The organism is Anatilimnocola aggregata, assembly GCF_007747655.1.
GTDB classification, from domain to species: domain Bacteria; phylum Planctomycetota; class Planctomycetia; order Pirellulales; family Pirellulaceae; genus Anatilimnocola; species Anatilimnocola aggregata.
In genome coordinates, this window is sequence record NZ_CP036274.1 from 8,362,213 (window position 1) to 8,385,637 (window position 23,425).

General features: G+C 59.3%; 20 protein-coding genes and 1 other RNA gene. 11 read left to right on the forward strand and 10 right to left on the reverse strand.

The window, feature by feature from the left end:
* The first annotated feature begins 251 nt into the window (after positions 1-251).
* From ETAA8_RS31845 to ETAA8_RS31855, 3 genes are all read left to right on the forward strand, one after another.
* The gene (locus tag ETAA8_RS31845; RefSeq protein ID WP_145098694.1) at positions 252-662 is read left to right on the forward strand and encodes a DUF2721 domain-containing protein; all 411 of its coding nucleotides are present in this window, start codon (positions 252-254) and stop codon (positions 660-662) included.
* A 90-nt stretch (positions 663-752) separates the two neighbouring features.
* Complete coding sequence (locus ETAA8_RS31850; RefSeq protein ID WP_145098696.1) at positions 753-1,496, forward strand: hypothetical protein; 744 nt, start codon at positions 753-755, stop codon at positions 1,494-1,496.
* 199 nt (positions 1,497-1,695) lie between these two features.
* Positions 1,696-2,541 (forward strand): hypothetical protein, encoded by an 846-nt coding sequence (locus ETAA8_RS31855; protein ID WP_145098698.1) that lies wholly within the window; start codon positions 1,696-1,698, stop codon positions 2,539-2,541.
* A 64-nt stretch (positions 2,542-2,605) separates the two neighbouring features.
* Here ETAA8_RS31855 and rpoN read toward each other — a convergent pair whose 3' ends face one another.
* The 5 genes from rpoN to ETAA8_RS31880 form a co-directional block, all read right to left on the reverse strand.
* Entirely contained in the window at positions 2,606-4,093 is a 1,488-nt protein-coding gene (rpoN, locus tag ETAA8_RS31860) for an RNA polymerase factor sigma-54 (protein ID WP_145098700.1), read from the reverse strand.
* Between the two features lie 46 nt (positions 4,094-4,139).
* Entirely contained in the window at positions 4,140-4,739 is a 600-nt protein-coding gene (recR, locus tag ETAA8_RS31865) for a recombination mediator RecR (RefSeq protein ID WP_145098702.1), read from the reverse strand.
* A 102-nt stretch (positions 4,740-4,841) separates the two neighbouring features.
* A complete protein-coding gene (gene dnaX, locus ETAA8_RS31870; protein WP_145098704.1) occupies positions 4,842-6,722 on the reverse strand; it encodes a DNA polymerase III subunit gamma/tau in 1,881 nt (626 codons plus the stop codon).
* A 70-nt stretch (positions 6,723-6,792) separates the two neighbouring features.
* Positions 6,793-6,887: signal recognition particle sRNA small type (gene ffs, locus ETAA8_RS31875), an RNA gene on the reverse strand.
* 90 nt (positions 6,888-6,977) lie between these two features.
* Positions 6,978-8,099: an inorganic phosphate transporter gene (locus ETAA8_RS31880; RefSeq protein ID WP_145098707.1), complete on the reverse strand. Its 1,122-nt coding sequence runs from the start codon at positions 8,097-8,099 to the stop codon at positions 6,978-6,980.
* 163 nt (positions 8,100-8,262) lie between these two features.
* On the opposite strand from ETAA8_RS31880, the gene ETAA8_RS31885 reads away from it, so the two are divergent.
* Positions 8,263-9,078, forward strand: coding sequence for a TrmH family RNA methyltransferase (locus tag ETAA8_RS31885; RefSeq protein WP_145098710.1), 816 nt, complete (start codon positions 8,263-8,265; stop codon positions 9,076-9,078).
* A 6-nt stretch (positions 9,079-9,084) separates the two neighbouring features.
* Here the strand turns inward: ETAA8_RS31885 and ETAA8_RS31890 are convergent, their stop codons facing one another.
* Entirely contained in the window at positions 9,085-10,101 is a 1,017-nt protein-coding gene (locus ETAA8_RS31890; RefSeq protein WP_145098713.1) for a dipeptide epimerase, read from the reverse strand.
* A gap of 48 nt (positions 10,102-10,149) precedes the next feature.
* The gene (locus ETAA8_RS31895; protein ID WP_202921394.1) at positions 10,150-10,884 is read right to left on the reverse strand and encodes a Uma2 family endonuclease; all 735 of its coding nucleotides are present in this window, start codon (positions 10,882-10,884) and stop codon (positions 10,150-10,152) included.
* A gap of 173 nt (positions 10,885-11,057) precedes the next feature.
* On the opposite strand from ETAA8_RS31895, the gene ETAA8_RS31900 reads away from it, so the two are divergent.
* From ETAA8_RS31900 to ETAA8_RS31915, 4 genes are read left to right on the forward strand one after another with little or no spacing between them, the layout of a single operon-like run.
* Entirely contained in the window at positions 11,058-12,884 is a 1,827-nt protein-coding gene (locus ETAA8_RS31900; RefSeq protein WP_145098716.1) for a hypothetical protein, read from the forward strand.
* Positions 12,885-12,938: 54 nt separating this feature from the next.
* Complete coding sequence (locus tag ETAA8_RS31905) at positions 12,939-13,727, forward strand: creatininase family protein (RefSeq protein WP_145098719.1); 789 nt, start codon at positions 12,939-12,941, stop codon at positions 13,725-13,727.
* A gap of 9 nt (positions 13,728-13,736) precedes the next feature.
* On the forward strand, positions 13,737-15,155 hold the full coding sequence (locus tag ETAA8_RS31910) for a hypothetical protein (protein WP_145098722.1): 1,419 nt from the start codon (positions 13,737-13,739) through the stop codon (positions 15,153-15,155).
* The gene (locus ETAA8_RS31915; RefSeq protein ID WP_145098725.1) at positions 15,152-16,426 is read left to right on the forward strand and encodes a class I SAM-dependent rRNA methyltransferase; all 1,275 of its coding nucleotides are present in this window, start codon (positions 15,152-15,154) and stop codon (positions 16,424-16,426) included. Before ETAA8_RS31910 ends, ETAA8_RS31915 begins: the two co-directional genes overlap by 4 nt.
* 21 nt (positions 16,427-16,447) lie before the next feature.
* Here the strand turns inward: ETAA8_RS31915 and ETAA8_RS31920 are convergent, their stop codons facing one another.
* Positions 16,448-17,026: an NADPH-dependent FMN reductase gene (locus ETAA8_RS31920; protein ID WP_145098728.1), complete on the reverse strand. Its 579-nt coding sequence runs from the start codon at positions 17,024-17,026 to the stop codon at positions 16,448-16,450.
* A gap of 234 nt (positions 17,027-17,260) precedes the next feature.
* Here ETAA8_RS31920 and ETAA8_RS31925 point away from each other — a divergent pair, with 234 nt between their 5' ends.
* A complete protein-coding gene (locus tag ETAA8_RS31925) occupies positions 17,261-17,800 on the forward strand; it encodes a signal peptidase II (RefSeq protein ID WP_145098730.1) in 540 nt (179 codons plus the stop codon).
* Here the strand turns inward: ETAA8_RS31925 and ETAA8_RS31930 are convergent.
* Positions 17,790-19,208, reverse strand: a complete 1,419-nt coding sequence (locus tag ETAA8_RS31930; protein ID WP_145098733.1) for a DUF1501 domain-containing protein — start codon at positions 19,206-19,208, stop codon at positions 17,790-17,792. The genes ETAA8_RS31925 and ETAA8_RS31930 overlap by 11 nt on opposite strands.
* Before the next feature lie 150 nt (positions 19,209-19,358).
* Positions 19,359-21,536 carry a DUF1549 and DUF1553 domain-containing protein gene (locus tag ETAA8_RS31935; RefSeq protein WP_202921395.1) on the reverse strand — a complete coding sequence of 726 codons (2,178 nt, stop codon included), beginning with the start codon at positions 21,534-21,536 and terminating at the stop codon, positions 19,359-19,361.
* Between the two features lie 565 nt (positions 21,537-22,101).
* Here ETAA8_RS31935 and ETAA8_RS31940 point away from each other — a divergent pair.
* Together ETAA8_RS31940 and ETAA8_RS31945 are read left to right on the forward strand one after the other, a co-directional pair.
* On the forward strand, positions 22,102-23,001 hold the full coding sequence (locus ETAA8_RS31940; protein WP_145098739.1) for an alpha/beta hydrolase: 900 nt from the start codon (positions 22,102-22,104) through the stop codon (positions 22,999-23,001).
* A gap of 33 nt (positions 23,002-23,034) precedes the next feature.
* The gene (locus tag ETAA8_RS31945; protein WP_145098742.1) at positions 23,035-23,382 is read left to right on the forward strand and encodes a DUF6572 domain-containing protein; all 348 of its coding nucleotides are present in this window, start codon (positions 23,035-23,037) and stop codon (positions 23,380-23,382) included.
* Positions 23,383-23,425: the final 43 nt, after the last annotated feature.

Below are 23,425 nucleotides of genomic sequence, written 5' to 3' on the forward strand. Positions count from 1 at the left end.
GCATCTCAGTTTCCCGGGTCAGGCCAAAATCGGCAAGGGTAGTGAGCCGCTGCCATCAGAAACGTGTGATACCGGGAAAGTGAAGTAGTAGGCCTGGGGTCGGGAGTCTTTGGCGAGTTCGTCCTAACGACTTCGAAGCGTCCGGTTTCGCCAAAGACTCCCGACCCCGGCAAATTCAGACTCTTGCCCGAAACTCGCCGCTGGCACACACTTCAGGCATTCCCGATTCGCCCCAGCCTGCGGGCCCGTTGATGGACCTGACCACGCCCGCCGTACTGTTCCCGGCCATCAGCCTGCTATTGCTTGCCTATACGAACCGCTTTTTGGCCTTGGCCGCCCTGATTCGCAGCTTGCACGACCGCCATTCTGCCGAACCCAACGAACTGATCGTCGCCCAGATCGGTAACCTCCGCTATCGCGTGCAATTGATTCGCAACATGCAGGCCTGCGGGGTGCTGAGTTTACTCCTCTGCACCATTTGCATCTTCCTGCTGTTCATCAGCCAGGTGCTCATTGCCAAGATTACCTTCGGCGTCAGCCTGCTGCTGATGGTCGCCTCGCTGGGACTGTCACTGCGCGAGATCCAGGTTTCGGTGCAGGCCCTTAACTTGCAACTGCGCGACCTGGAAAAATGGGAAGCAGGCAACTCATCAACTCGCTAGTCGCCAAGTATTCCCAGGCAGGGGTATAATCGCCCGTTCTCGCGCGGCCGTGCTGGTCGTGGAGAATTCGCCATTACTCGGGAGTCTGCCATGAAGAGTTATTGGATGTCGTGTTGCCTGTCTTGCGCTTGCGTTGCTACTGCCTTGCTGGTTGGGTGCGAAGCCAAGGTTGCGGAAATGGAAAAGGCGGCAGAACAAGCGACCGCCGAGATGGAAAAGGCTGCTGCCGATGCTACGGCCGAAAAGGTTGGCGAATTAGAAAAGGCCGCAGAACAAGCGCCAGCCAAGATGGAAAAAGCTGCTGCCGATGCGAAAGCGGAAGTAGAAAAAGCCGGCGAACAGGCCAAGACTCAAGTCGAGACTGCAGGCGAGACTGCCAAGACTCAGGTGGAAGGTATCGGCGAGCAAGCGAAGGCCGCCGTTGAAGCTGCGGCCGAAGGGGCCGCCAGCTTGAAGATTGGCGAACTCGACCTGGGCAAGAATTTTCAAAGTGCCATCGACGCGCTGAAGGGAACCCTCGACGGCGTGACTAACGTGGAATCGGCCCAGGCCGCCCTCCCCAAGTTGGAAGAAGCCAATCTCAAGCTCGATAGCGTGCTGGTATTCGTCGATCAAATTCCCGAAGCTGCCCGGCCGGCCCTCGCCAAGCTGATTAAGAACAGCCAGGCTGGCATCACTCAGTCGATCGAAAAAGTAGTCGCCATCGAAGGTGTCGGCGCGGTGCTGAAACCCGTGCTCGATCAACTGGTCGCCAAGCTCGAAAAGGGTAGCGCAGCCCTGTCTGCCCCTGTTCCTACGCCCACGCCAGCACCAACTGTCGAGCCAGCGAAGTAGCTTGCTGTTCAATGCAAGTCAGAAATCAACCTGGAAATCGGCCCGGAATCGCCCCAGCCACGCCACGCAGCCCCGCTGAAGACGCCAGCTGCTCTTGACCTGAATGGCAGCTTCGCTATTCTCCGCGGCACTTGTCGTGATCCGGGCGTTGGCTTTCGCTGCGCCCGGCTGTTTTTGCCCCGTTACCTGGGCAAGCCAAATGCTTCGTCGGGCCGCCATGCTGTTGTGCCTCACGCTGCTGGTCGGGTGCCAAAACGCACCTGGGCAGTTCAGTCTGTACGCGCCGTTTGGGCCCGCCGTGGTGCCACAACCGGCTCTCTCCCGCGCGAATTCAACTCCCTACTACACGCCCCCTAGCACCCCGTTTGGCGCTGGCTCTACGCCCGCAACCGCTTCCGGGCCCAACGACAATAAACTCTCGCATTACGATCCCCATACGGGCATCCTGGTCCCTGGCAACTTCACACCCCCGGCGATTGCCGCCCGGTCGAGCGACGCCTGGAGCGACAGCACTTCACTGGCTGGTTCGCCACCTCGATTGCGCTCCAGCAACGAAGAAGCAATTCGAGTGGTCGATGCCGATACTTCGCCCCGCGGTTTGACCAGCGCGATTAGCTCTGGCTTTACAGAGGCGACGAACGGCCGCTCTTCAAGCGTGAAGTTTCAGGCCTCACCCCCGAGTGGCGTCGTCCGCACCGGCTCGGCCTTATTGCCGCCGCCGGAGAACCCCATTTCGATTGCTGCTGTGCCAAAGCCAGCTGCGACAACCACGACCGCGCCGACTGTGATTCCCACCACGCGTAGCCCGGCGAGTACGAACCCCATCTTCAGCACGCCAGTACCCGGCTTCCTCGCGCCGCCCCCTTCCGCGCTACCAGCCACGGGTCAGCCAGCGCAGCCCACGATCATTCCCGCTAAGCCCGCCGATGGGCGCAAGCTTTCGCTGTGGGATGATCCTGGTGATGGCTCGCGCGTGATGCCTGCGGCCCATGTCGAGAACGCTGAACCGGCTTCCGCAGCGGCCGGCAGTTGGCGTGCAAGGTAGTCCACACTGCTGAGTCTGTGCGGGAATGTCAATGAGAGACATTCCCGAAGCGCTTAGCGCTGGATTACGTCTTGCTCCAGTCGCGGCGTTGGCGACTGCTAGGAATCGACATCTTTTGGCGATACTTCGTGACGGTGCGGCGGGCCACTTCGAGCCCTTGCTTCTTTAGCTCGTTGACGATTTCGTCATCGCTGAGCGGGCTGGACTTATCTTCCTTGTCGATGATTTCCTGCAGACGAATGCGAATGATGTCCCAGGCGACGTCTTCGCCCCCATCGGTGTGCGTACCACCGACAAAGAACCGCCGCAGCGGGTAAATGCCGCGGGGTGTTTGAATGTATTTGTCGTCCACAGCCCGGCTGACCGTCGTCACGTGTACGCCAACCTTATCGGCAATCTGCTGCATCTTGAGCGGATGAATGTGCTCGGGCCCATCTTCGAGAAACGCCGTTTGGTGTTCGACGATGGCCTGCGCGACTTTCGTCAGCGTGTTGCGCCGCTGCTCGATCGATTCGATGAGCCACTGCGCGGCTTGCACCTTGCGCTTGATGTATTCGCGCTCTTCGGGAGTCGCCTCACCGCTGGCTAGTCGCTCGCGATAGTGCTTGCTGATGAACAACTGCGGAGTCCGGCTCTCTTCGACAATGACTTGCCACTTGCCACCTTCGCCCCGCTGTACCTCCACATCCGGCTCAACTGCCGGCGTATGGACTTCGGAGAACTGGGCGGCCGGCTTGGGGTTGAGCTTGCGCAGTTCTTCCCAGGCTTCTTTGATGCGGTCGATGCTGTAGCCAGTCGCTTTGGTGATCTGCGGCAGGCGATTATCTCGCAGGTCTTCCAAGTGATTGCTGATCAGTGTTTTTTGTTCGTCGTACAGATCCACTTCGGGCTTCAATTGCAGTAGCAAGCACTCGCGCAAGTCGCGGGCACCAACGCCGGGCGGATCGAGCGATTGAACCAGTGTCAGTGCTTGCTCGGCCAGTTGCAGATCGTCGGGTGAGGCATCGGCGGGAAGCAAATCTCGCAGGCTGCTGCGCAGATAGCCGCCATCTTTGGCATCGAGGGCAGAGATAATCCGCTCGGCCATCGCCATGGTCTTGGCGTCGATATCGAGCTCGCCCAGTTGATGCATCAAATAGTCTTGCAGCGATTCGGGCCGCTCGGCGACGTTCGAAATGGTGTCGTGGGCGCGGTCGGAGTCTTCGTCCATCCGATTCGCGCTGCGGCGAGTTGTTTCGTCGAAATAATCGGGCACATCGCGATCGAGTTGCAGCAAACGCTCGAAGTCGTCGGCATTGTTATGGGCTTCGTCGACGACCAGTGGCTTGTCTTCAATGCTCCGTTCGTTCGGCCCATCCAGGTCGGATTGTTCTTCCGGCAAAGTGGGGTCGCGTTCTTGCAGTTCAAGCAGTGGGTTTTCGCCCAGTTCCTGCTCGATCCGTTCTTGGAGCGCTTGCAGCGGCAACTGCAGAATCTCCATCGACTGGATCATCCGCGGCGCGAGAATCTGCTTTTGCAGCTGCCGAGCTTCTAGGCCAAATGAAAGTCGCATGATTGTTGGGTTTGCCTAACGGTTTGAACTCAATCTCGTCATCGAACTACAGACGCTGTCGGCCCGCGAGGGCATCGGCCAGAATCTCTTTGTTCGTGTATTCCAAAATGCTGCCCGTCGTAATACCCCGGGCCAGGCGGGTCATGCTCACCGGAAACTCGGCAAGCAAGTTCGAAATGTGCAAGGCCGTGCCGTCACCTTCCACGGTCGGGTTGGTCGCCATCACAATCTCTTGGAACTCACCCTGTCGCACGCGCTGCACCAATTGCTGCAGCGTGAGTTGATCGGGTCCGATGCCATCGAGCGGAGCGATCCGCCCAAGCAGCACGTGATAGAGGCCGCGAAAGACGCCGGCCTGCTCGAGCGCCATCAGGTCGCGCGGTTGTTCGACCACGCACAATTGAGTGCGATCGCGCCGCGGGTCCGCACAAATGCTGCACAACTCGGCTTCGGCCAGGTTGAAGCAACTGGAACAATAGTGGACGTTCTCGCGCACGTTGCGAATGGCGTCGGCCAGCCCCAGGGCTTCGGTCTTGGGAACTCGCAGAATGTGATACGCCAAGCGTTCAGCCGATTTGCGGCCGATGCCGGGGAGTTTCGCAAACTCCTCGATCACTTTGCTGACGGAATCCGAGACTTGAGCCATACGGGCAGTAACGCGCAATCAGGATGCTGAAGGTGGTAAGTGAACTCTCGTGGAGAAGACTGACATACTGCCGCTGTCAGGCTTCCCTCAGGTTGAGAGTTGCTATTCAGCGGTGGGAGCAACGACGACGTCGGTGGCTCCCTCGGTGGCGTCATCGGCCGAGACCGGCGGATCGATCACATTGACGATCTCAGCCTCGAACGAGACGATGGCCTGCTGCACGAGCAAGTTCCGTTCCACTTCTCGAATTCGCTGCCGGCGGCGAATGGCCGTCTGCGGCGGACGAGGAGCAGCCACAACGGTTTGCGGCTCATCAGGCAGGAGTTGGAACTCCACGCGGATCGGGCGGCCCATGAGTTCGGTAAGTCCTTGCTCAAGCCGCTGGCGACGCTCGGGGCGTTCGCAGGTCTCCTTGGCATGAGTATACGCTTTTCTAAAGCGGGCTACCAGCTGATTTGGCCCAGAAGTTGCAACCGACTCCGCCCGCGAGGCGTAATCAGACGTCATATCTTGAATCTGGCTAAGGACTTGTCGCCAAGCAGAAAGTGCCATTTGGTCATCCCAAGGAACCTCGTCCTGGGGTGCTGCGGGCTCATCATTTAGGGGCTCAGCGACGTCGGTCGTTTTTTTTTGATCGACGGCGGGCTGCGGAGGCGGAACTGGCGGCTGAGGAGCCGGAGTAGGCCGAGCTTGGTTCATTGGCGGTCCGCTTGGCTGCGAATCGCGCGCCACAGGAGCTAAACTTTGTGCCGGCCGAGCTACGGCCGGGGCCGTCGGCAGCGAAATTGGGCCACCACTTTGGAGCTGGGCAATTAAGGCCGGCAGCGACTGCAACTGCTGGAGATTGGCAATTCTTACCAAAGCCAATTCGACCAGCGTCCGCGTCTGCGTGCTCTGCTTCATGCGGACGAGGGCCTGATCCAAGACCTGTGCTGCGGCGAGCACGGTTTCCAGCCCCAATTGATCGCCCAATTGCCGCAGCTCGTCAGCATCCGTCGCTTCCGTCGACAGCAGCAAATCGGTGGAGCAGCCCAAATGCACGGCCATCGCGTCGCGCAAGTAGCCGAGCAACTGCTCCGCGAGTTGCCCCGCGTCGACACCTTGCCGCAGCGCTTCATCCAACAGGCCGAGTGCAGTGGCCGCATCATGATCGGCCAAAGCGCGACTAATTGCTGCTAGTCGACCGGACTGCGCCGTTCCGAGCAGGCGATGCACATCGGCTGCGAGCAACTGTTTGCCACTGAACGAGAGCAGTTGTTCGAGCAGCGACTGGCTATCGCGCATCGAACCATTCGCGCGGCGAGCCAGAATCTGGAGCGCTTGCGGCTCGACGGTCACCCCTTCCAGATTGCAAATATGCTGCAGCCGATCGACGATCGCCTGCGCTTGCAACGGCGCAAAATCAAACCGCTGACAACGCGACAAAACAGTGATGGGGATCTTGTCTGCTTCGGTCGTGCAGAAGATAAACTTCACGTGCTCGGGCGGCTCTTCCAACGTTTTCAGCAGGGCATTGAAGGCCTGCGTCGTGAGCATGTGGACTTCGTCGATGATGTAAATCTTGTATCGCGCCCGGCTAGGACGGACGTTCACGTTCGATCGGAGCTGACGGATTTCGTCGATACCGCGATTGCTCGCGCCGTCGATTTCGAGCACGTCGACATCGCTGCCCGCGGCAATTCCCTGGCAGATATCGCACTCGCCGCAAGGCTCCGTCGTGGGCCCGCGCACACAGTTCAGCGCCTTCGCAAAGATGCGCGCCGTGCTCGTCTTGCCCACTCCGCGAGCGCCGGTGAACAGGTAGGCATGCCCGACTCGATTCGTGTGGATGGCCGTGCCGAGCGCCTGCGAAACCTGGGGCTGACCGACCAGTTGTTGAAAGTCTTGCGGGCGATAACGGCGGGCCACGACAACATAATTGCCGGTGGTCATCGCTTCGGGTGCTGAATCATCCGCGGGATGATTGCCGGTAAGAAGGGCCATGAGTAGGGCGCAGGCGATTCGAAAAACCTGCCTCCGCCAGCGTTACGTGACCAGAGAATGCGGGCCGCTGCCAAAAAGAGGCCCCCGCACAAGAGTACATCGCTTATGGCTGCTCCGATTAAGGCCTGACCAGGTTCACGTTTCCCCCTCGCGAGGGCCACTTTCGAGCAGTGGCCGCGGTCGATTGCTCGACAGTTACGTTGTAGGTGATTCCCCGCCAGTCGTCAAACCGGGGAAGCTGGCCCGAATGGCAGCCTAGGCGAACGTTGTCAGCAGCCAGTAGGAACTGCCACCGATCAGGGCCGCGCAGGGGAGCGTGAGAACCCACGAGAGGAGAATGCCGGAGACAACCTTGTAGTCAGCTTGGCCGGTCGTCACGCCGATGCCGAACAGGGCACCGACGGAAACATGGGTCGTCGAAACAGGCAGGCCAAACAGGCTGGCGCAGATCACGAGCATCCCCGTTGCCAGGTTCGCCGAAAATCCCTGACCATGATTCATGGCGGTAATCTTGTGGCTCATTGTTTCGGCGATTCGCGCGGAGTGTATCAGCCCGCCGATAGCCATCGCGACTGCGACGACGATCATGCTGGTGTGACCGCCTAGGAAAGAAACGATCGCCAGCAGGGCTGCGATCTTCGGCGTGTCGTTCAATCCGCGGGCGAAGCTCACGACACCCGCACTGATAAAGTGAGCGGTGTCCATCAACTGCTGGCAATTCACCCCGCTGAAGGTGCCGGCATAGCGCTCGATGCAAACTCCCTGTTCTGCGACGGTGACGGTCAGCGAGCCCGCGGCCGGAGTTGACGTCATGCCGTCCGTAGCGGGCTGAATCACGTGCAATTCATTTCCCACGCAAACGCAGGTTTGCTTCGAGATTCGCAGTCCCAAGCGAGCCCAATGAAAGACGGCGTAGAGCAGGCCGCCCAGCACGCACGCCATGAGCGGACTGAGCAGCAGTGGCAACATGAAGGCGGTTCCCAGTACGCCTAGCTGCACCTGACTGCCAGCTGCGACTAGTCCGCTGCCAACCATCGCACCCGTCAGACCGTGGGTGGTGGAAATTGGAAAGCCAAACCGCGTCGCCAGAATCACGGTGCAGCCGGCGCCCAGTGCCACCGAGAGGAGGAAATACTCGGAGCCGACAAGTTCGTCCGGCACCAGTCCTTTGCCTTTGAACTTGCTCAGCAGGGCGCTCGCGAGAAAGATCGAGCAGAGCGAGCCAGCTGCGGTGGTGATCGTCGCCCAAGTGAGTGCCGTGCGATAGCTGGTCGTGCGGCTGCCGTAAAGCGATGCAACCCCTTTGAAGTTGTCGTTTGCGCCGTTCGAGTACGCCAGGAAGGCGACGGCAGCGATCAGCAGTAAGGTAATGAACATGGCAACGGGCCGGGCGAGAGGAATTCGAGGGCAGGAGAATAGTGTAAATCACTCGTTTGGCAATTGCGACCGCTTGCGAAGAAACTCGTTGTTGGGAACCATTAGAGCTTCTCCCGGTTTTTGCCCGTGCGAATTCTATACGACACTTCACTGAAAGCCCGTCATGCTCCCGCCGATCACCAGCTTGCAGAATCCGCGTGTGAAGCAAGCAGTACGGTTGCGCGATCGCTCGGGGCGCGACGATCAAGGACTGATCATCATCGACGGCCCGCGCGAGATCGAACGAGCTCTCGCCGCAGGTGTGCGACTGCGAGAACTATTCATCCAGGCCGACATACTGCCTCCCGATGTGGAGCAACAGTTGGCCCATCAGGCGCGGGCCTGCGATGCCGACGTGCTCGATGTGACCTCGGCCGTCATGGAAAAGATTTCGTTCGGCGATCGCAAGGCGGGCGTTGTCGCGACCGCAGAGCCGCCGACACCGACGATGGCCGACTTGCAAGCCAAGTTAGCCAAACTGAAGAAGCCGCCACTGATCCTGGTCCTCGAAGCGGTCGAAAAGCCCGGCAATCTTGGGGCGGTTCTGCGCACCGCCGATGCTGCCGGCATCAACGGGCTGATTGTTTGCGATGGCCGGACGGATTTGTATAACCCGAACGCGATTCGCGCAAGCCTGGGAGCGATCTTCACCGTGCCCCTCGCGACTGCCAGCGCGCCCGAGACGATTGCCTTTCTGCAGCAGCAGAAAATGTCGATCTTCACAGCGCGCGTCGACGGGGCGGTGAACTACACGGCCGTCGACTATCGACCGGCCTCAGCCATCGTCCTCGGCAGCGAAATGGCCGGCCTGACATCTGCCTGGCAAGCCACGAACATGCAGGCCATTCGCCTTCCCATGTTGGGCCAGGTCGATAGCCTCAACGTTTCCGTTACCGCCGCAATTGTCTGTTACGAAGCACTGCGGCAACGCAGTGCGTAACATTTCCTAAGACAGCAGTTGCACACCATTGCCTGGCACATTGGGATAGTGGCAGATGCCCCGTTCGACGCGCACGCCCGTGGCAATATCGCGCGCTAGGAGCACGGCCCCATCCATATCGACATAATCGAGCAGCGGCAGCAATTGGGCGATGGCAGAAATGCCGACCGTCGATTCGGTCATGCAACCCACCATCACCTTCAAGCCCAGCTCACGGGCTTTGGCGATCATTCTGCGCGCGGGAGTCAGCCCGCCGCACTTCACAAGTTTGATGTTGATGCCGTGAAACAACCCGGAGCACCGGGGCACATCACTTTCGACGATGCAACTTTCGTCAGCCATGATCGGCAAGGCGACGCTCGCTCGAACTCGGCGGATTTCTTCCCACTGATTTGCTGGCAGCGGCTGCTCGATGAATTCCACACCGAGTTCCCTTAGCTGCGGCGCATATTTCAGCGTTTGGTCAGCTGACCAGCCGCAATTGGCATCGACGCGGAACGCGGCGCTCGTGTGTGCCCGCAACTCGCGGACAATTTCCAAATCGCGATCGGTGCCGAGTTTGATTTTGTAAATCGGCCAGTCGGGAAACTCCGCCATCTTTTCCAGCATCTTTGGAATCGTATCGATGCCGATGGTGTAGTTCGAAGCGGGAATCTTCTCGGTCGTTAGTCCCCACAGTTCATACACAGGCTTGTTCAGGCGCTTGCCCCACAAATCGTGTGCTGCCTGATCGAGCGCGCAAAGGGCGAAAGGATCATCGGCCAGATGCGGCTGCATTTGCGCCCAGAACTCTTCCGGTGTTTGCCACTTCGCAGTTTCAATCTCCTGCCGCAGCAATTCGAGTCGTTGCGACATACTCTCGACAGTGAAGCCGTAGTAGCGATTCGACGTCGCTTCGCCGAAGCCGCTCACGCCATCGTCTTGCAACTCGACGATGAGAGTCGGCTGCGTGTCGATCGACTCGCGCGAAATGGTGAAGGTGTGACGAAGCGGCAGTTCGTAGGCATGAAGCTTGAGTTTCATAGCCAGCGATTATCGCCGCTTGGGCGCTCGGCTAACAGAGCGCGACGACTACAACTTCTTCTCTCGCAAAAGCTGTTCTCGGAAGGCTGCATGCTCGGCAGTCGCCAGCCCCAGTTGCAGCGTCGCATGAACTCCCTGTGGGTTACCTGCTACCATCGCAGTCACGTTCAACCACAGCCCGGGAAACCGCCGGCTCTTGAGAATTCCATCTTCGGCAACTAGCGGAATGTAGCGCCCGTCTTGCAACACGAACCAGTCGATAAGTCGTTCTTCGGTTCGCCAGACAATGTACTCGGGCACGCCGCTCGTTTGATACAGCTTTAGTTTGAGATGCAGATCGATACTAGCGCTCGAAGCAGCAATCTCGGCGATCAGATCGGGCGGCCCTTCCAAGTAGCCAGCGGAGTTCTCTCTCGCCCCGCTCCCCAGTTCAGGCGGCAGCAGCAAATAAGCATCGGGCTGCGGGACGGTAAACTCGTCGAGCCCCACGCTGCCGTTGTCGCCAAGGCCGATGCCAGGCGTTGCGAGTCGATAACTCCATAGCCAGCCCATGATGTCGCCATGCGGGGCGGAATGCTGACTATGGCGTACTGCGGCAGGCATATACACAATTCCTTCCAGCAATTCCGCCCGCTTGAGATTGGGACTGGCCTCCCAACGAAACAGGAATTCCTCGCGCGTCAAATGGTCGCCATTCTGGAGCGACAATTTCGGGTGCGGCACGGTGGGCAATGCTAAGGCCTGCATTGCAGGCAAGGATTTCGGTGAATTGGCTGTCGACACGGGCTGGTCTCCTTGCGACGATCGTTCCATTCAGTATAGAAGCAACGACTTGCTCAAACCATTCGCAGTGAGGCGATTCCAAGTGGTCTCTTTGGGCAGGGCCGATGGTACACTGGATGTGCTGGTGGGGGCCTCCACTTTCTTAGACGTGACCTGTGCTTTTTCAGCTCCGATTGACGCTTCTTTTCTTGCTGGCTGCCTGCTGCTGCGCGGGTAGGGTTTTCGCAGCCACTCCTGCTGAGTCACTGGAATCGCTCGATCGCCACTTTGCCCAGCAGTTGGCCGTGCTGGCCGAGAAGTGCGATTCGCTCAAGGTGCCGGAGCAGGCTGCCATTACGCGTGAGTGGCAAGTGCCGCGAACTGCGGGCCGACAAACACTGTTCGTACCGACGGTGGCCGATCTGCACCAACCGGCGAAGGCCGCGCCCGATCTCGTCAGCAAGTGGTACGGCAAGTTTCGCGAACTCCGCGCGGAGCAGGCCACCAGTCTGTTTGCGATTGCTGGCGAGTTTCTCAAGGCTGGCGACGCTGCCCGCTGTTATCAATTGCTGCACGAAGTGCTGCGTGAGAATCCAGATCACGAAACAGCGCGCCGAGCGCTCGGCTACGCGCGTGCGAAGGACAAAAAAGATTGGTCGCCGTACGTTCCCGCGCCGCAATCGACCGCCGCGCGAACCGATCATCCCAAGACGGGCTGGCAGGCGGGTAAATACTGGCGGATCGAAACGCCCCATTGGCGCGTCGTCACGAATCACTCAGCCACTGAAGGAATTGCCCTCGCCAAAAAGCTGGAGGATTTTCACCTCCTCTGGCGGCAGATGTTTTTCGACTACTGGTGCACTGCTGCCGATTTGCAAGCGGCGCTCGCTACCGGCGCGCGGCTCCCCGAACCCAAGCAGCCGATGAACGTCTACTTGTTTCGCAGACGCGAGGAGTACGTCACGTTTCTCCAACCGGGTCGGCCCAACATCGGCATTACTCAAGGACTTTACGCCGACGATCAACAGACCGCCGTCTTCTATGCAGGAGACGATACGATTCATGCCACCTGGTATCACGAGGCGGCCCATCAGTTGTTTCAGCAATGGCACGATAGTCCCGCAGGAGTTGGCGAGAAGCACAACTTCTGGATCGTCGAAGGTGCAGCGCTGTACGTCGAGTCCCTGGCCAATCAGGGTTCTTATTGGACTGTCGGCGGCTGGCAAGCAGATCGAGTTCAGTTCGCGCGGTATCGGGCGCTGGCCAACGATTTCAACTTGCCGCTGCAACAACTGGTGGCCCTCAACCGCGGGCAAGTGCAAGCCAACCCAGAGATTCGTCAGCTGTACGCTCAGTTTGCAGCTGTGTCGCATTTTCTGTTCGATCACCAGGATCCCGCGTTTCGTCAGGCCGGTTGCGCGCTGCTGCGCGAAGTCTATCGTCACGAAGACAAGCTCACTTCGCTGGCTGCCCTGACGGGAACCAGCTTGAGCGAACTCGATCAGGCCTATTTGAAATCGCTGCAAGTCACCGACGAAGATCTGCTGCACACGCCGGGTCTCGCGCGCTTGCGCAATCTTTCGCTCGGTCGCACGCAGGTAACCGATCGTGGTCTCGCCGCACTGGCGGAATGTCGCGAACTCCGCTGGCTCGATCTCACTCAGTTGCCGATTACCGACAACGGCTTTAGCGAACTAAAACAAGCGACCAAACTCGAGCAACTCTTTCTAGAAGGAACCAAAATCAGCGCTGCGTCGTTGCCCGGCATTTCACAGCTAAGCATGATCGAAGAGCTCGATCTTTCGAATTTGACGCTCAGCGACGACTCCCTGGCCCCCCTCGGCAAACTCCGCAAACTGAAGGTTTTGTATCTCACTGGCACCCCGATTGGCGATCCCGCGATCGCGCATCTCAAAACCCTCAGCGGACTCGAAACGCTCGATGTTTCCCGCACCAAACTCACTCCAGCGGGCTTTAATCGACTGCAGGCGACACTTCCCAAAACGGCCGTCACGCAGTAAGACAGGTCTAGTAAATCTTCAACTTGAAAACTACCTCTCAAATCCTTCCTTGCCATGCGCCCCTACATCCTCGCCGAAGCCAATTACGCCTATACAAAGGCCAATCCGTATGACGTGGCCGTGTTGCCGCTCGGCGCGACCGAACCGCACAATCTGCACCTCCCTTACGGCACCGACCTGTTCGAAGGAACGATCGTGGGCGAGCACATCTGTGCAGCCGCTCATGCCAAGGGTGCGAAGGTCGTCCTGCTGCCGACCATTCCCTTCGGCACGGAAACGAACATGCACGCCCTGCCGCTGGCGATCAACGTCAATCCGTCGACGCTGTTCCAGTTCGTCACCGATGTCGTCCACTCCTGCATTCGGAGCGGCGTGCGCAAGATCGTGCTGCTGAACAGCCACGGCGGCAACGAGATGAAACCCCTCCTGCGCGAGCTATGCGACAAAGTCGACGGCCACGTCTTCCTGTGCAACTGGTACCACGCACTGGGCGAAGACTACAACCGCCTGTTCGAGCATCGCGAAGACCACGCCGGCGAAATGGAAACTTCCTTCGGGCTGGCCTACTTCCCCACGCTCGTCGCCAAGAATGCCGACGGCACCCTCGCCGCCGACGATGGCAAAATCCAGCGATCGCGGTTTGACGCAATCAACAAAGGCTGGGTCAGCATCACGCGCCCCTGGCACTTGCTCACCAGCAACACGGGCTCGGGCTTTCCTCATGCAGCAACTGCCGAGAAAGGCCAGCAGATGATGCGTTTGCTGGAAGAACGGCTTGGCACGTTCCTCGCAGAATTGGCAGCGGCGAAATTGGACGACAACTTTCCTTTCGCCAGCAAGTAGTGCGCGCTAATGGAAGATGACAAACTAAGTGCAAGCACGACGGGACTCAGTTGGGCAACCAGGCTCACGCTCGGCTGCCTGCTGACTCCGGTGATACTTGGACTGCTAGTAATCATTGGCGGCGTGGTCTGGTATCGATCTTTCGTGGCCGAAGGTCAACGCGCCGTACAGGCAGAAGTCGCGAAAATCCGGGCGTCGGGAAGCCCTTTGACTTCGGTGGAATTGAATGCCTCCTATCAGCCGCATCCAGACCGTGAGGATGTCACCACTGAATTGCTCGCGGCCATCGCCAGCTTGGAACGGCCCGAGATCAAAGCTCAAGCCAAGGTGCTCCCGATTCTCGACAATGGCCCAGAGCCTCCAACACCTGGTCAAAGTTGGGCGCAGCTAGCCGAGGTCGAAGCCTATCTAACGGCAGCTGCCGATGTCGGTAAATTCTTTGAGAGCCTGCCGGCAAGAAATCCCACGGCCCGCTTTCCGGTAGATCTAACGGCCGCGATTGCTGCTAGGTTGGATCACGTCAGTACGATTCGTTCAGCAGCTAGGTTGAACTCACTGCAGTTTCACGCGGATTTGCACCGCACTAATTTTGATCAGGCAGCAGAACGACCTCTTCAGAGTTTTGCCCTGGCCCAATGCCTGGAGGCCGAGCCCACGACCCTATCGCAGTTGATTCGAATTGCAATCATTGGGATGGCGGTCAAAGACACCGAGGAATTACTCCGTCATACGTCGCCAACAGACGACCAATTACTCTCTCTGCAATTGGCTGCCCGCAAGGTTGATATGCTGTCAGGTCTGAAAACCGCGATCGAAGGGGAGCGGGCTTTCGGTTACACCGTTTCAGTCTGTCCGCTTTCGATGCTCAAGGGGGGCAAGTTTACTGCCGACGAGATCAACGAGTTTGCCAAAAGTATGCCGAATCGTCCTGCCGATGTAGCTCTGATTTTGAGTTGGTATCGACGATACCTCGAAGGTGCCAACGATTCCGTTCCGGCAGGGATGAAGGTAGCAGATGAAATCGAACTGGAAGTGAAGGAGTTGGAAAAGTCTCCACTAAAGATTATGTACGTTCAGTCTCTGTTGCTTCTACCGGCTCTGAAGGCTGCTTTCATCGCCGTTGCCCGCACCGAAGCTCAATGCAAATCTCTCGATGCAACCCTGGCTGCCCATCGCTATCGCCAGGCTAACGGCAACTGGCCAACGAAATTGGAAGAGCTTGTACCGAAATATCTTTCTGCGATTCCACTCGATCCGTTCAACGGGCAACCGCTGCTCGTTTCTCAATCCAATTCGGAATTCAAAGTCTACAGCGTCGGTGAAAACCAGATCGACGACGGTGGCAAATGGTCGAAGACCGATCGCTCCGATTACGGCTTTATTGCCACTTGGCACAACCAGGCATCTGAAAACAAAGAACCACAATGAATTCCGCCGAACGTGCTTCCCCGCTGCTGGCTCCGCGTCCCTTGTGGCCAGAACAGCCTGACCGAATTCCGACCATTGAAGTGAAGTCCGCTGGGCAGCATCCGCTGTTGTTTCGGAAACGGATCGAGTACGTCGGCCGCGAAGTGAAGCCTGGCGACTACGTCCGCGTGATCGACTCTGATCGCCGCGTGGTGGGTTATGGCCTTTACAATCCCAAGGCTGAGCTGGCCGTGCGCATGCTCACGTGGGGAGACAAAATTCCCGATAAATCCTTCTGGCAAGAAAAACTAGCGCGGGCCGTGCAATTGCGGCGCGATGTCTTGAAGCTGGATGAAGTGACCGACAGTTACCGCGTGATTCATGCCGAAGGTGACGGCCTGCCGGGGCTCGTCGTCGATAAACTCGGCGATGTCCTCTCGGCCGAAGTCTTTAGTCCGGGCATGTATCAGCGGGCTGAGGCAATTCTCAACTTGCTTGAACCGTTTTGCGGCACGAAGCATCGCTTGATTCGCTGCGGGCCGGCGACCATGCCCCAAGAGGGTTTCGAAGGCCCCGATATCAAGTCCGACGGAACTCCGCCCCGCGTGACGATTCAAGAATTCGGCACTCGCTTTCGGGTCGACTTTGGCGAGGGGCACAAGACCGGCTTCTTCTGCGACCAGCGCGACAACCGTCGTCAGCTTGCCGCCTATTGCAAGGATCGCACGGTCCTCGATGTCTGTTGCTATACCGGCGGCTTCGCCATTCAGGCTAAGAAGCTCGGTGGCGCGTCTGAAGTGACCGGCGTCGACCTGGACGAGCATCCCCTGGCGCTGGCCAAGGAAAATGCCAACCTCAATAACGTCCGCTGCAAATTTGTGCAGGCCGATGCGTTCATCTACATGCGCGATCTGCTCGCAGCCGGCAAGAAGTTCGATGTGGTCGTGCTCGATCCTCCCAAGCTGATTCGTACCCGTCTCGAATACGAAGAGGGCCGCCGCAAGCACCTGGATATGAATCGCCTTGCGATGCAACTGGTCGCTCCCGGCGGCCTGATGCTCACCTGCACCTGCGCGGGACTTCTTCCCGCCGACGACTTCATGACGCTGGTTTGCCTTGCCTCGCGTCAGGCGGGGCCGCAAGTCGAAGCAGCCACTGCCGAGCGTGGCGCGAGGAACAGCCCGCGCCCAATGCAGATTCTCAGCAAGTGCGGCGCTTCGCCCGATCATCCAGTCGCCAGCAACTGCCCTGAAGGAGAGTATCTCAACGGTGTCTGGATGCGCATGCTGTAAGGCAGGGTCCGCACGGCGTCCCTACGAGGACAGTTTCTTGAGTAACTCTGCCAGTTGTGCCCCCACTTGCTTCACGCTGGCCGCTTGCCTGGCGTCTTTCAGCGAACCATCGTCGGCAAAGGCGTCCATGGCTTTGCTAACGGCAACTTGCGTGGGAATCACCAGCACGTTGATGTTGCCGAGCAGCGACCGCAAGTGTACGAGCCCACGCAGGCCGCCGAGCGCACCGGGCGACGCGCTCACGAGGGCTGCGGCCTTGCCTTGAAAGGCAACGAGTCCAGTTTCGCCCGGCGAGCTTCGCGAAACCCAGTCGAGCGTGTTCTTGAGCAGTGGCGTGAACGAACTGTTGTATTCGGGCGAGGCAATCAACAGCCCCTGATGAGCCACGAACAGCTCTTTTAACTTGAGCGCTGCTGCTGGCAAGCCTTGCTCGGCTTCTAAGTCTTGATTGAATAGCGGCAACTCATAGTCGCTCAGTTCCACCACCGTCACTTCGGCCCCCGCTTCGCGCGCACCTGCGACTGCAGTGGTCAGCAATTTGCGGTTGAACGAATCTCGCCGCGTACTGCCAGCAAACGCCAAAATCTTCGGACTAACCATGTTTGCAGTTCCTTCTCGATTCGCAAGAAATGATATCCACCTCAACTGAGCCGCCGCCATGCTCCAGCAAGCGTCATCGTAGCATCACCGGCCACACCTCACGCTCGGAGGAACGACACCCGCGACCCCAAAATGCCATTCCGCAATCCTGCCCGCTCGTGATAATCTGACGCTGCGAACACTCGTGCCAGCAAGCCCAAGAGGTGGCTTGCCGATCGACAGAAGGACTCTCGCATGCATCAGCGCTCCACGAACCGGCTTCGTTGGCTACTTGCCTTGCTGATTCTCGCCTCGTGCATTGGCTGCGATCAGGCCACCAAGTTTGTCGCAACGAAAGCCTTGCAGCCGCAGGCTCGACATTCGTTCTGTGCCGACACGGTGCGATTCGAATACTCGCTCAACCCGGGCGGCTTCCTCAGCTTGGGTGCCGATTTGCCCGGTGAAGTGCGGCAAGGTCTCTTTCTCTGTTGCAATTCGCTGCTGACTCTGGCGCTCTGCACCTATCTGTGGCGCAACCACCAGATCTCGCTCACCTTCTTCGCCTCGCTGGTGCTCGTTGTCGCTGGCGGCTTGGGGAACATGATCGACCGCGCCTGCAACAACGGGCTAGTGACCGACTTTCTCAACATCGGCATCGGCCCGGTTCGGACCGGCATTTTCAATGTGGCCGATATCGCCATCACCGGCGGCGCGCTGGCAGCCATTGTCCTCTCGTGGCGCGATGCGAGACCTTCGCTCCACCACAGCCCGAACAACAACACGTCTACGCGATGATGTCTTTGAGCACGTGTCCGCCGATGAAAGTAGCGCGTTCATCGCGGCCGTCGTGCAGAAAGGTGAGGGCCTCTTCGTTCGCACCAAGCAAGTGCAAGATCGTGGCGTGCAGGTCACGGACGTGAGCGTGGCCGCTGGTGGCCCACAGGCCGATTTCATCGGTGCCGCCAAAGCGGAATCCGGGCTTCACGCCGCCGCCAGCCATGAAGCAAGTAAAGCCATAAGGATTGTGGTCGCGGCCGTTGCCACTTTCGCTCATGGGAGTGCGGCCGAATTCACCACCCCACACGACCAGCGTACTATCGAGCAGTCCGCGGCGCTTGAGATCGGCCAGCAGCGCGGCGATGGGCTGATCGGTTTCGGCACAGTTGGCTTCGTGATTCGAATCGAGATTCGCGTGGGCATCCCACTGGGTGCCGGAGCCCATGTAAAGCTGCACGAAGCGAACGCCCCGTTCGACCAACCGACGGGCGAGGAGGCAATTGCGGGCATTGCGCTGCGTGGTCTCATTGCCAAAGCCATACATCGCCAGGGTCTCGGCCGACTCGCGCGAGAAGTCGGCCACTTCGGGCGCGCTCGACTGCATGCGAAAGGCCAACTCGTACGAAGCAATGTGGGCGTCGAGTCGATCTTCGCCCGTTCGCTTCTGGGCAAACCGTCGGCTCAGGCCATTGATGAAGTCGATCTTCCCCCGCTGCTGCGGGTCGCTCACGCCAGGTGGCGGCTCAGCATAAAGGATTGGCGTTTTGCCGGTGGCCAGCCGGGTTCCTTGATAGGTGGCGGGCATGAAACCGGAGTTCCAGTTCTGATTGCCGCCAGGAGGATCGGTGGAGTAGTCGGTAAGAACGACGAAGCCGGGAAGATCGGCATTCTCGCTGCCGAGACCATACATGGCCCAGGCTCCGAGCGATGGTCGCCCCGCAATCTGGCTGCAGGTGTTCATCTGGCACACGGCATTCACGTGCGTCAGCCCTTCCGACTGGCAGCCTTGCAGCAGGCACAGTTCGTCGGCATGTTGGGCGATAGCCGGATAGAGATCGCTCACCCAGAGACCGCAATCGCCATGTTGTTTGAATTTGCGCGTCGAGGCGAGCAGCGGTGTATTCGCGGTGACGCCCATTGCCGTTTGCGGCTTTTTGAACGACGCGGGCAATGGCTTGCCGGCGTACTTCGTCAGTGCGGGCTTGGGGTCGAACAGGTCGATGTGACTAGGGCCGCCATCCATGAACAGCCAGATCACGCTTTTGGCTTGGGGGGCGTGATGAGGCTTTTTCGCAGCCTGCGAATGGATCACCTTGCTACCTGCTGCTACGGCCTGATCGGCCAGCAGGCTTGCCAGCGCGAGCGCGCCGAGACCACCGCCGGCCTGGCGGAGAAAATCACGACGGTTGGTGCTGAAGGTATTCATGAAAATGGTCAACGATGTTTTGATCTGAAGTAGCCCGACGCGTCAGCGAGGGAGCTATGTGATGTGACGTTCCGCTGCCATGAATCGTCGTTTTTGGAATCCCCTCGCTGACGCGTCGGGCTAAATTAGGAATTGAATGGCGATCAGTCACTAATCGACGTAGACGAACTCGGCGGAGTTCATCAGGGCCTGGCAAAAATCGACAAGGGCGGCTGCCTGGGCGGGTTGAAAACCGGCGGGCAGCGGATCGGGAAGCGAATCGGCATGCGGGCTGCCTGCCTGAGCAATCCGCTGACTTTGCGTGCGAAGGAACGTTAGCGCCGCTTGCAGTTCGTCCGGTTCGGGCGAGCGGTTGAAGGCGCGGTCATAAGCTTGCTGCACGAGTTCTGTTGGCAGGCCCTTCGTTTCGACGATCAAATCGCCCGCCATGCGCCGCGACGTGGTGCGGAGGAACTCGCCATTCAACAACAGTAGCGCCTGCGGCGCGCCGATGGTGGCGGGGCGCGCGGCGCACGTGGCAACCCGATTGGGATGATCGAAGGCCGTGAACAGGGGATACTGCAGGTTGCGTTTGACGAACAAATAAACGCTGCGCCGCACGTGTGCTTGCCTCTCCGGTGTGGGTTGCCAGGCGTAGCGATCTTCGTGCAAAGCGACTGGCAATACGGGCAGCACACTCGGGCCGAACATTTGCGTATTCAACTCTTCCGCGGCGATGAGGGCGGCGTCGCGGAGCGATTCAGCATCGCGGCGGCGAAGCGGCGCATGCCAGAGAAGTTCGTTCTCGGGATCGACATCTTCGGCCCGCTCGTGCAGCCGATTCTGATCGCTGATCGATGTCTGGCGATAGACGGCCGAACTGACGATCTCGCGATGGACTTCTTTCAGCCGCCAGCCTTCGCTGACCAATTCCACGGCCAGAAAATCGAGCAGCGAAGGATTTTGAGCTTCGTCACCCATGACACCGAAGTTGTTCGGCGTGCCGACAATCCCGCGGCCAAAATAATGTTGCCACAGGCGATTCACCATCACCCGCGCAGTGAGCGGATGCGTGGGCTGCGTAAGCCAACGAGCCAGCGCGGCGCGGCGACCGGTGCTGTGAGGATGTTCGGCCAGCGGAGTAATTCGTGGCTCCTCCTTGGAAAGAACGGCAAGGTAACCGGGCTGAACTTCCTCGCCGGGCTTTTGATAGTCGCCACCTTCCAGGCAATGCGTGGCCGGCGCTCGGGGGCCAATATCTGCAGCTGTCATGGCCGTGGGCAACGGCTGCGGGCGGACCTTGTCGAACTCGGCCAGCTTCTTGGCTAGTTCGTCGTACTGAGCACGCTTATCGTCGGGCAAGCGGCGGAACATGCGCACATAACTGCGTTGTAGTTGCTTACCGGCGAGCATTGCCAGTTGCGCGGCCCGCGGATCACGCCGCTCGGGGTCTTGCTTCAGCGCTGCTTGCGTTTCCTCGTCGAAGCCGGGGACCAACTCAGAAAACACGACTGGGCGAAGCGGATCGACCATCGCATCCATCGAACGGCGAACCGCTTCGGTCGCTGCTTCCCACTTTTCGAGTTGCTCTTCGTACTGCCGGTCTTGCTCGGTGCCGTCAGGCACAAGCGTCGTCTCGTGTTGCTTCAGCGGCGCAAAGAACGCCTGCAGCTGAAAATACTCACGCTGCGAAATGGGATCGAACTTGTGATCGTGGCACCGCGCGCAGCCGAACGTGAGCCCCAGAAAGCTCTGACCCACGACATCGGTAATATCGTCGAGCATTTCCTGGCGGATCTGCCGGTAGTCGCTGCCGTTGATCTCTTCGGGCGAAAGCCGCAAAAAGCCGGTGGCGATTTGAGCCTCGGGATTGCCGGGCTCAAGTTCGTCGCCGGCAATTTGCTGGCGGAGGAATTCGTCGTAAGGCAAATCGCTGTTGAACGAGCGGATGACGTAGTCACGATAGCGAAAGGCATCGCGCCGCGTCCGGTCGAGCTTGAAGCCGTCCGTCTCGGCATAGCGCACCACATCGAGCCAATGCTGGGCCCAACGCGCGCCAAACTCCGGGCTGTTGAGGAGCCGGTCGATCAGCTGTTCGTAAGCGTCCGGCGCGCTATCGGCGAGAAACTCGTCGCACTGCTCGGGAGTGGGCAGTAGTCCAGTCAGATCGAAGGTGGCGCGGCGAATGAGGGTCAGCCGATCTGCTTCGGGCGCGAGGTCGATTCCTTGCTTTAATTGTTCGGCCAGCACATAGCCATCGATGCCGGTGTCAGCTTCGGCATGCGAGAAGGCAGCTGGCCGCGCCGGCGATTGCAGCGGAGTGAAGGGCCAATCCCGAGCGGTGACCATACCGACCGCGCAGCAGCCGATCAGCCCAACCAGGGCGCACGACAACATCAGCCGGACTAGCCGACTGGAGAGAGAACTTGTTGACATGGCTAGGAGAGGAAAGGATCGCTAGCACTTCCCTGGCGGGTATGCCGAGCTAACGACCAGGTCCAGTTGCGTTCAAAATCAAGCGCGCACCCGTAACGCCCGTTGCGAGCAACGCTTGATCAATCCGACCAAAACCCAGCGAACACGATTTCCGTTGCATCGCGGCGCGCCAAACAATCGCAGGGATTGACCGGGAGGGACTAACCACAAGCGGGAGGTCTGGGTGGGATTCAGGCAGTGGGGAACTCGGCCCGAATTGGGAATTCGGGCCGGCAGGACTGCAACGGATTAGCCTACTGGGGGCCGGGGTGGTGTCAAGCAGATTTCGCCTGATTAACGCATTTGCAATGTGACTGCAGTTCTCCGCAACGGTTTCCTGGCCTGCGATTGACCAATTTCAGGTGTCCCGCTATCGTTCGCCCGGTTTTGGCCGGACTGCCGGCCAACAGCCTGCCCCGATTTCTTGGGAGAGAATTGCATGCCCATCGCCGGTCGACTTGCGCTCCTCGCAGGCGTTGCGCTCGCGCTGATCTCGGTCGCGGGGTGTGCTCCGCTGGGGCGACTATCTCCCACGCACTATTGGGAGCGGACGTCGCTCTTTCAACCGAACAAGTACCCGGCCGGCGAATGGAACCAGACCACGGTGCTGGTGGAAGATGCCTACTTTGGTGCCGCCGATGGAACCAAGTTGCATGGCTGGTACGTGCGCAACCCTCAGCCCAAGGCACATGCGCTGGTAATGCATGGCAATGCGGGTAACGTCACGCTGATGGCCGAGACCATCCGGACGCTCAATCATCGGCATCAACTTTCGGTGCTGGCTCTCGACTATCGAGGCTATGGCCGCAGCGAAGGAACGCCCAGTGAAGCCGGGATTTTGCAAGACGCGCGGGCTGCCCGCCGCTGGCTCGCGAAGAAAGAAGGAATCGCCGAGCAGGACGTGCTGTTAATGGGGCAGTCGCTCGGTGGCGGAGTCGCCGTCGACCTGGCTGCGAGCGACGGCGCACGCGGGCTGGTCTTGGCTGGCACGTTCACTTCCATTCCGGATGTCGCGCAGCATCACGTCAGCTGGCTGCCGATGAAGCGGCTCCTCACGACCAAAATGGATTCCATTTCCAAAATCAAAAACTACCGCGGCCCGCTGCTCCTCGCGCACGGCGATGCCGACGAAGTGATTCCGTATCAACAGGGGCTCGATCTGTTCAACGCCGCAGCCAGCACCGACAAACGGATGATCACCAACTTCGGCGGCAAGCATAACGATCCGCTCCCCGATGAATATCGTCAGGCGCTCGATCAATTCATCGCTAAACTGCCGCCGCTCAGTACGCAGCAAACGGCAGTCGCCACCGGCGAAGAGATCGTCACGGAGAGGTAGTCCAAGTCCACTCGACTGAGTTAGAATTCTCCGATGGCCACCGACGAACAACCAAACGAACCACCCATTCAAGACCTCGACAACATCGATATTATCGGCGTGCGCAAAGACGGCGGCGTCGATCTGGCAATCGTTGCTTCGTCCTACATGGACGGCTCCGCCGAACATCAACAGCTGCTGCTCGACAAACTGCAGAGTTATCTCGCGCAGCTGAACTCCGACGAGTTTCAAGAAGAGTTCGAGCGCCCGGCCCCCGAGAAAACCCGGATCATCGTCAGCTTTGTCGTCGAGCCCGATCCAATCATGATTGCCCTGCTCGATCGGGCCGTCGCCTGGGTCGAAGATAACAACGCCCGTCTGGTTTACGAGATTAAAAAGTAGAGCGTCCCTCGTCCCTCGTCCCTCGTCCCTCGTCTCCCGTCTC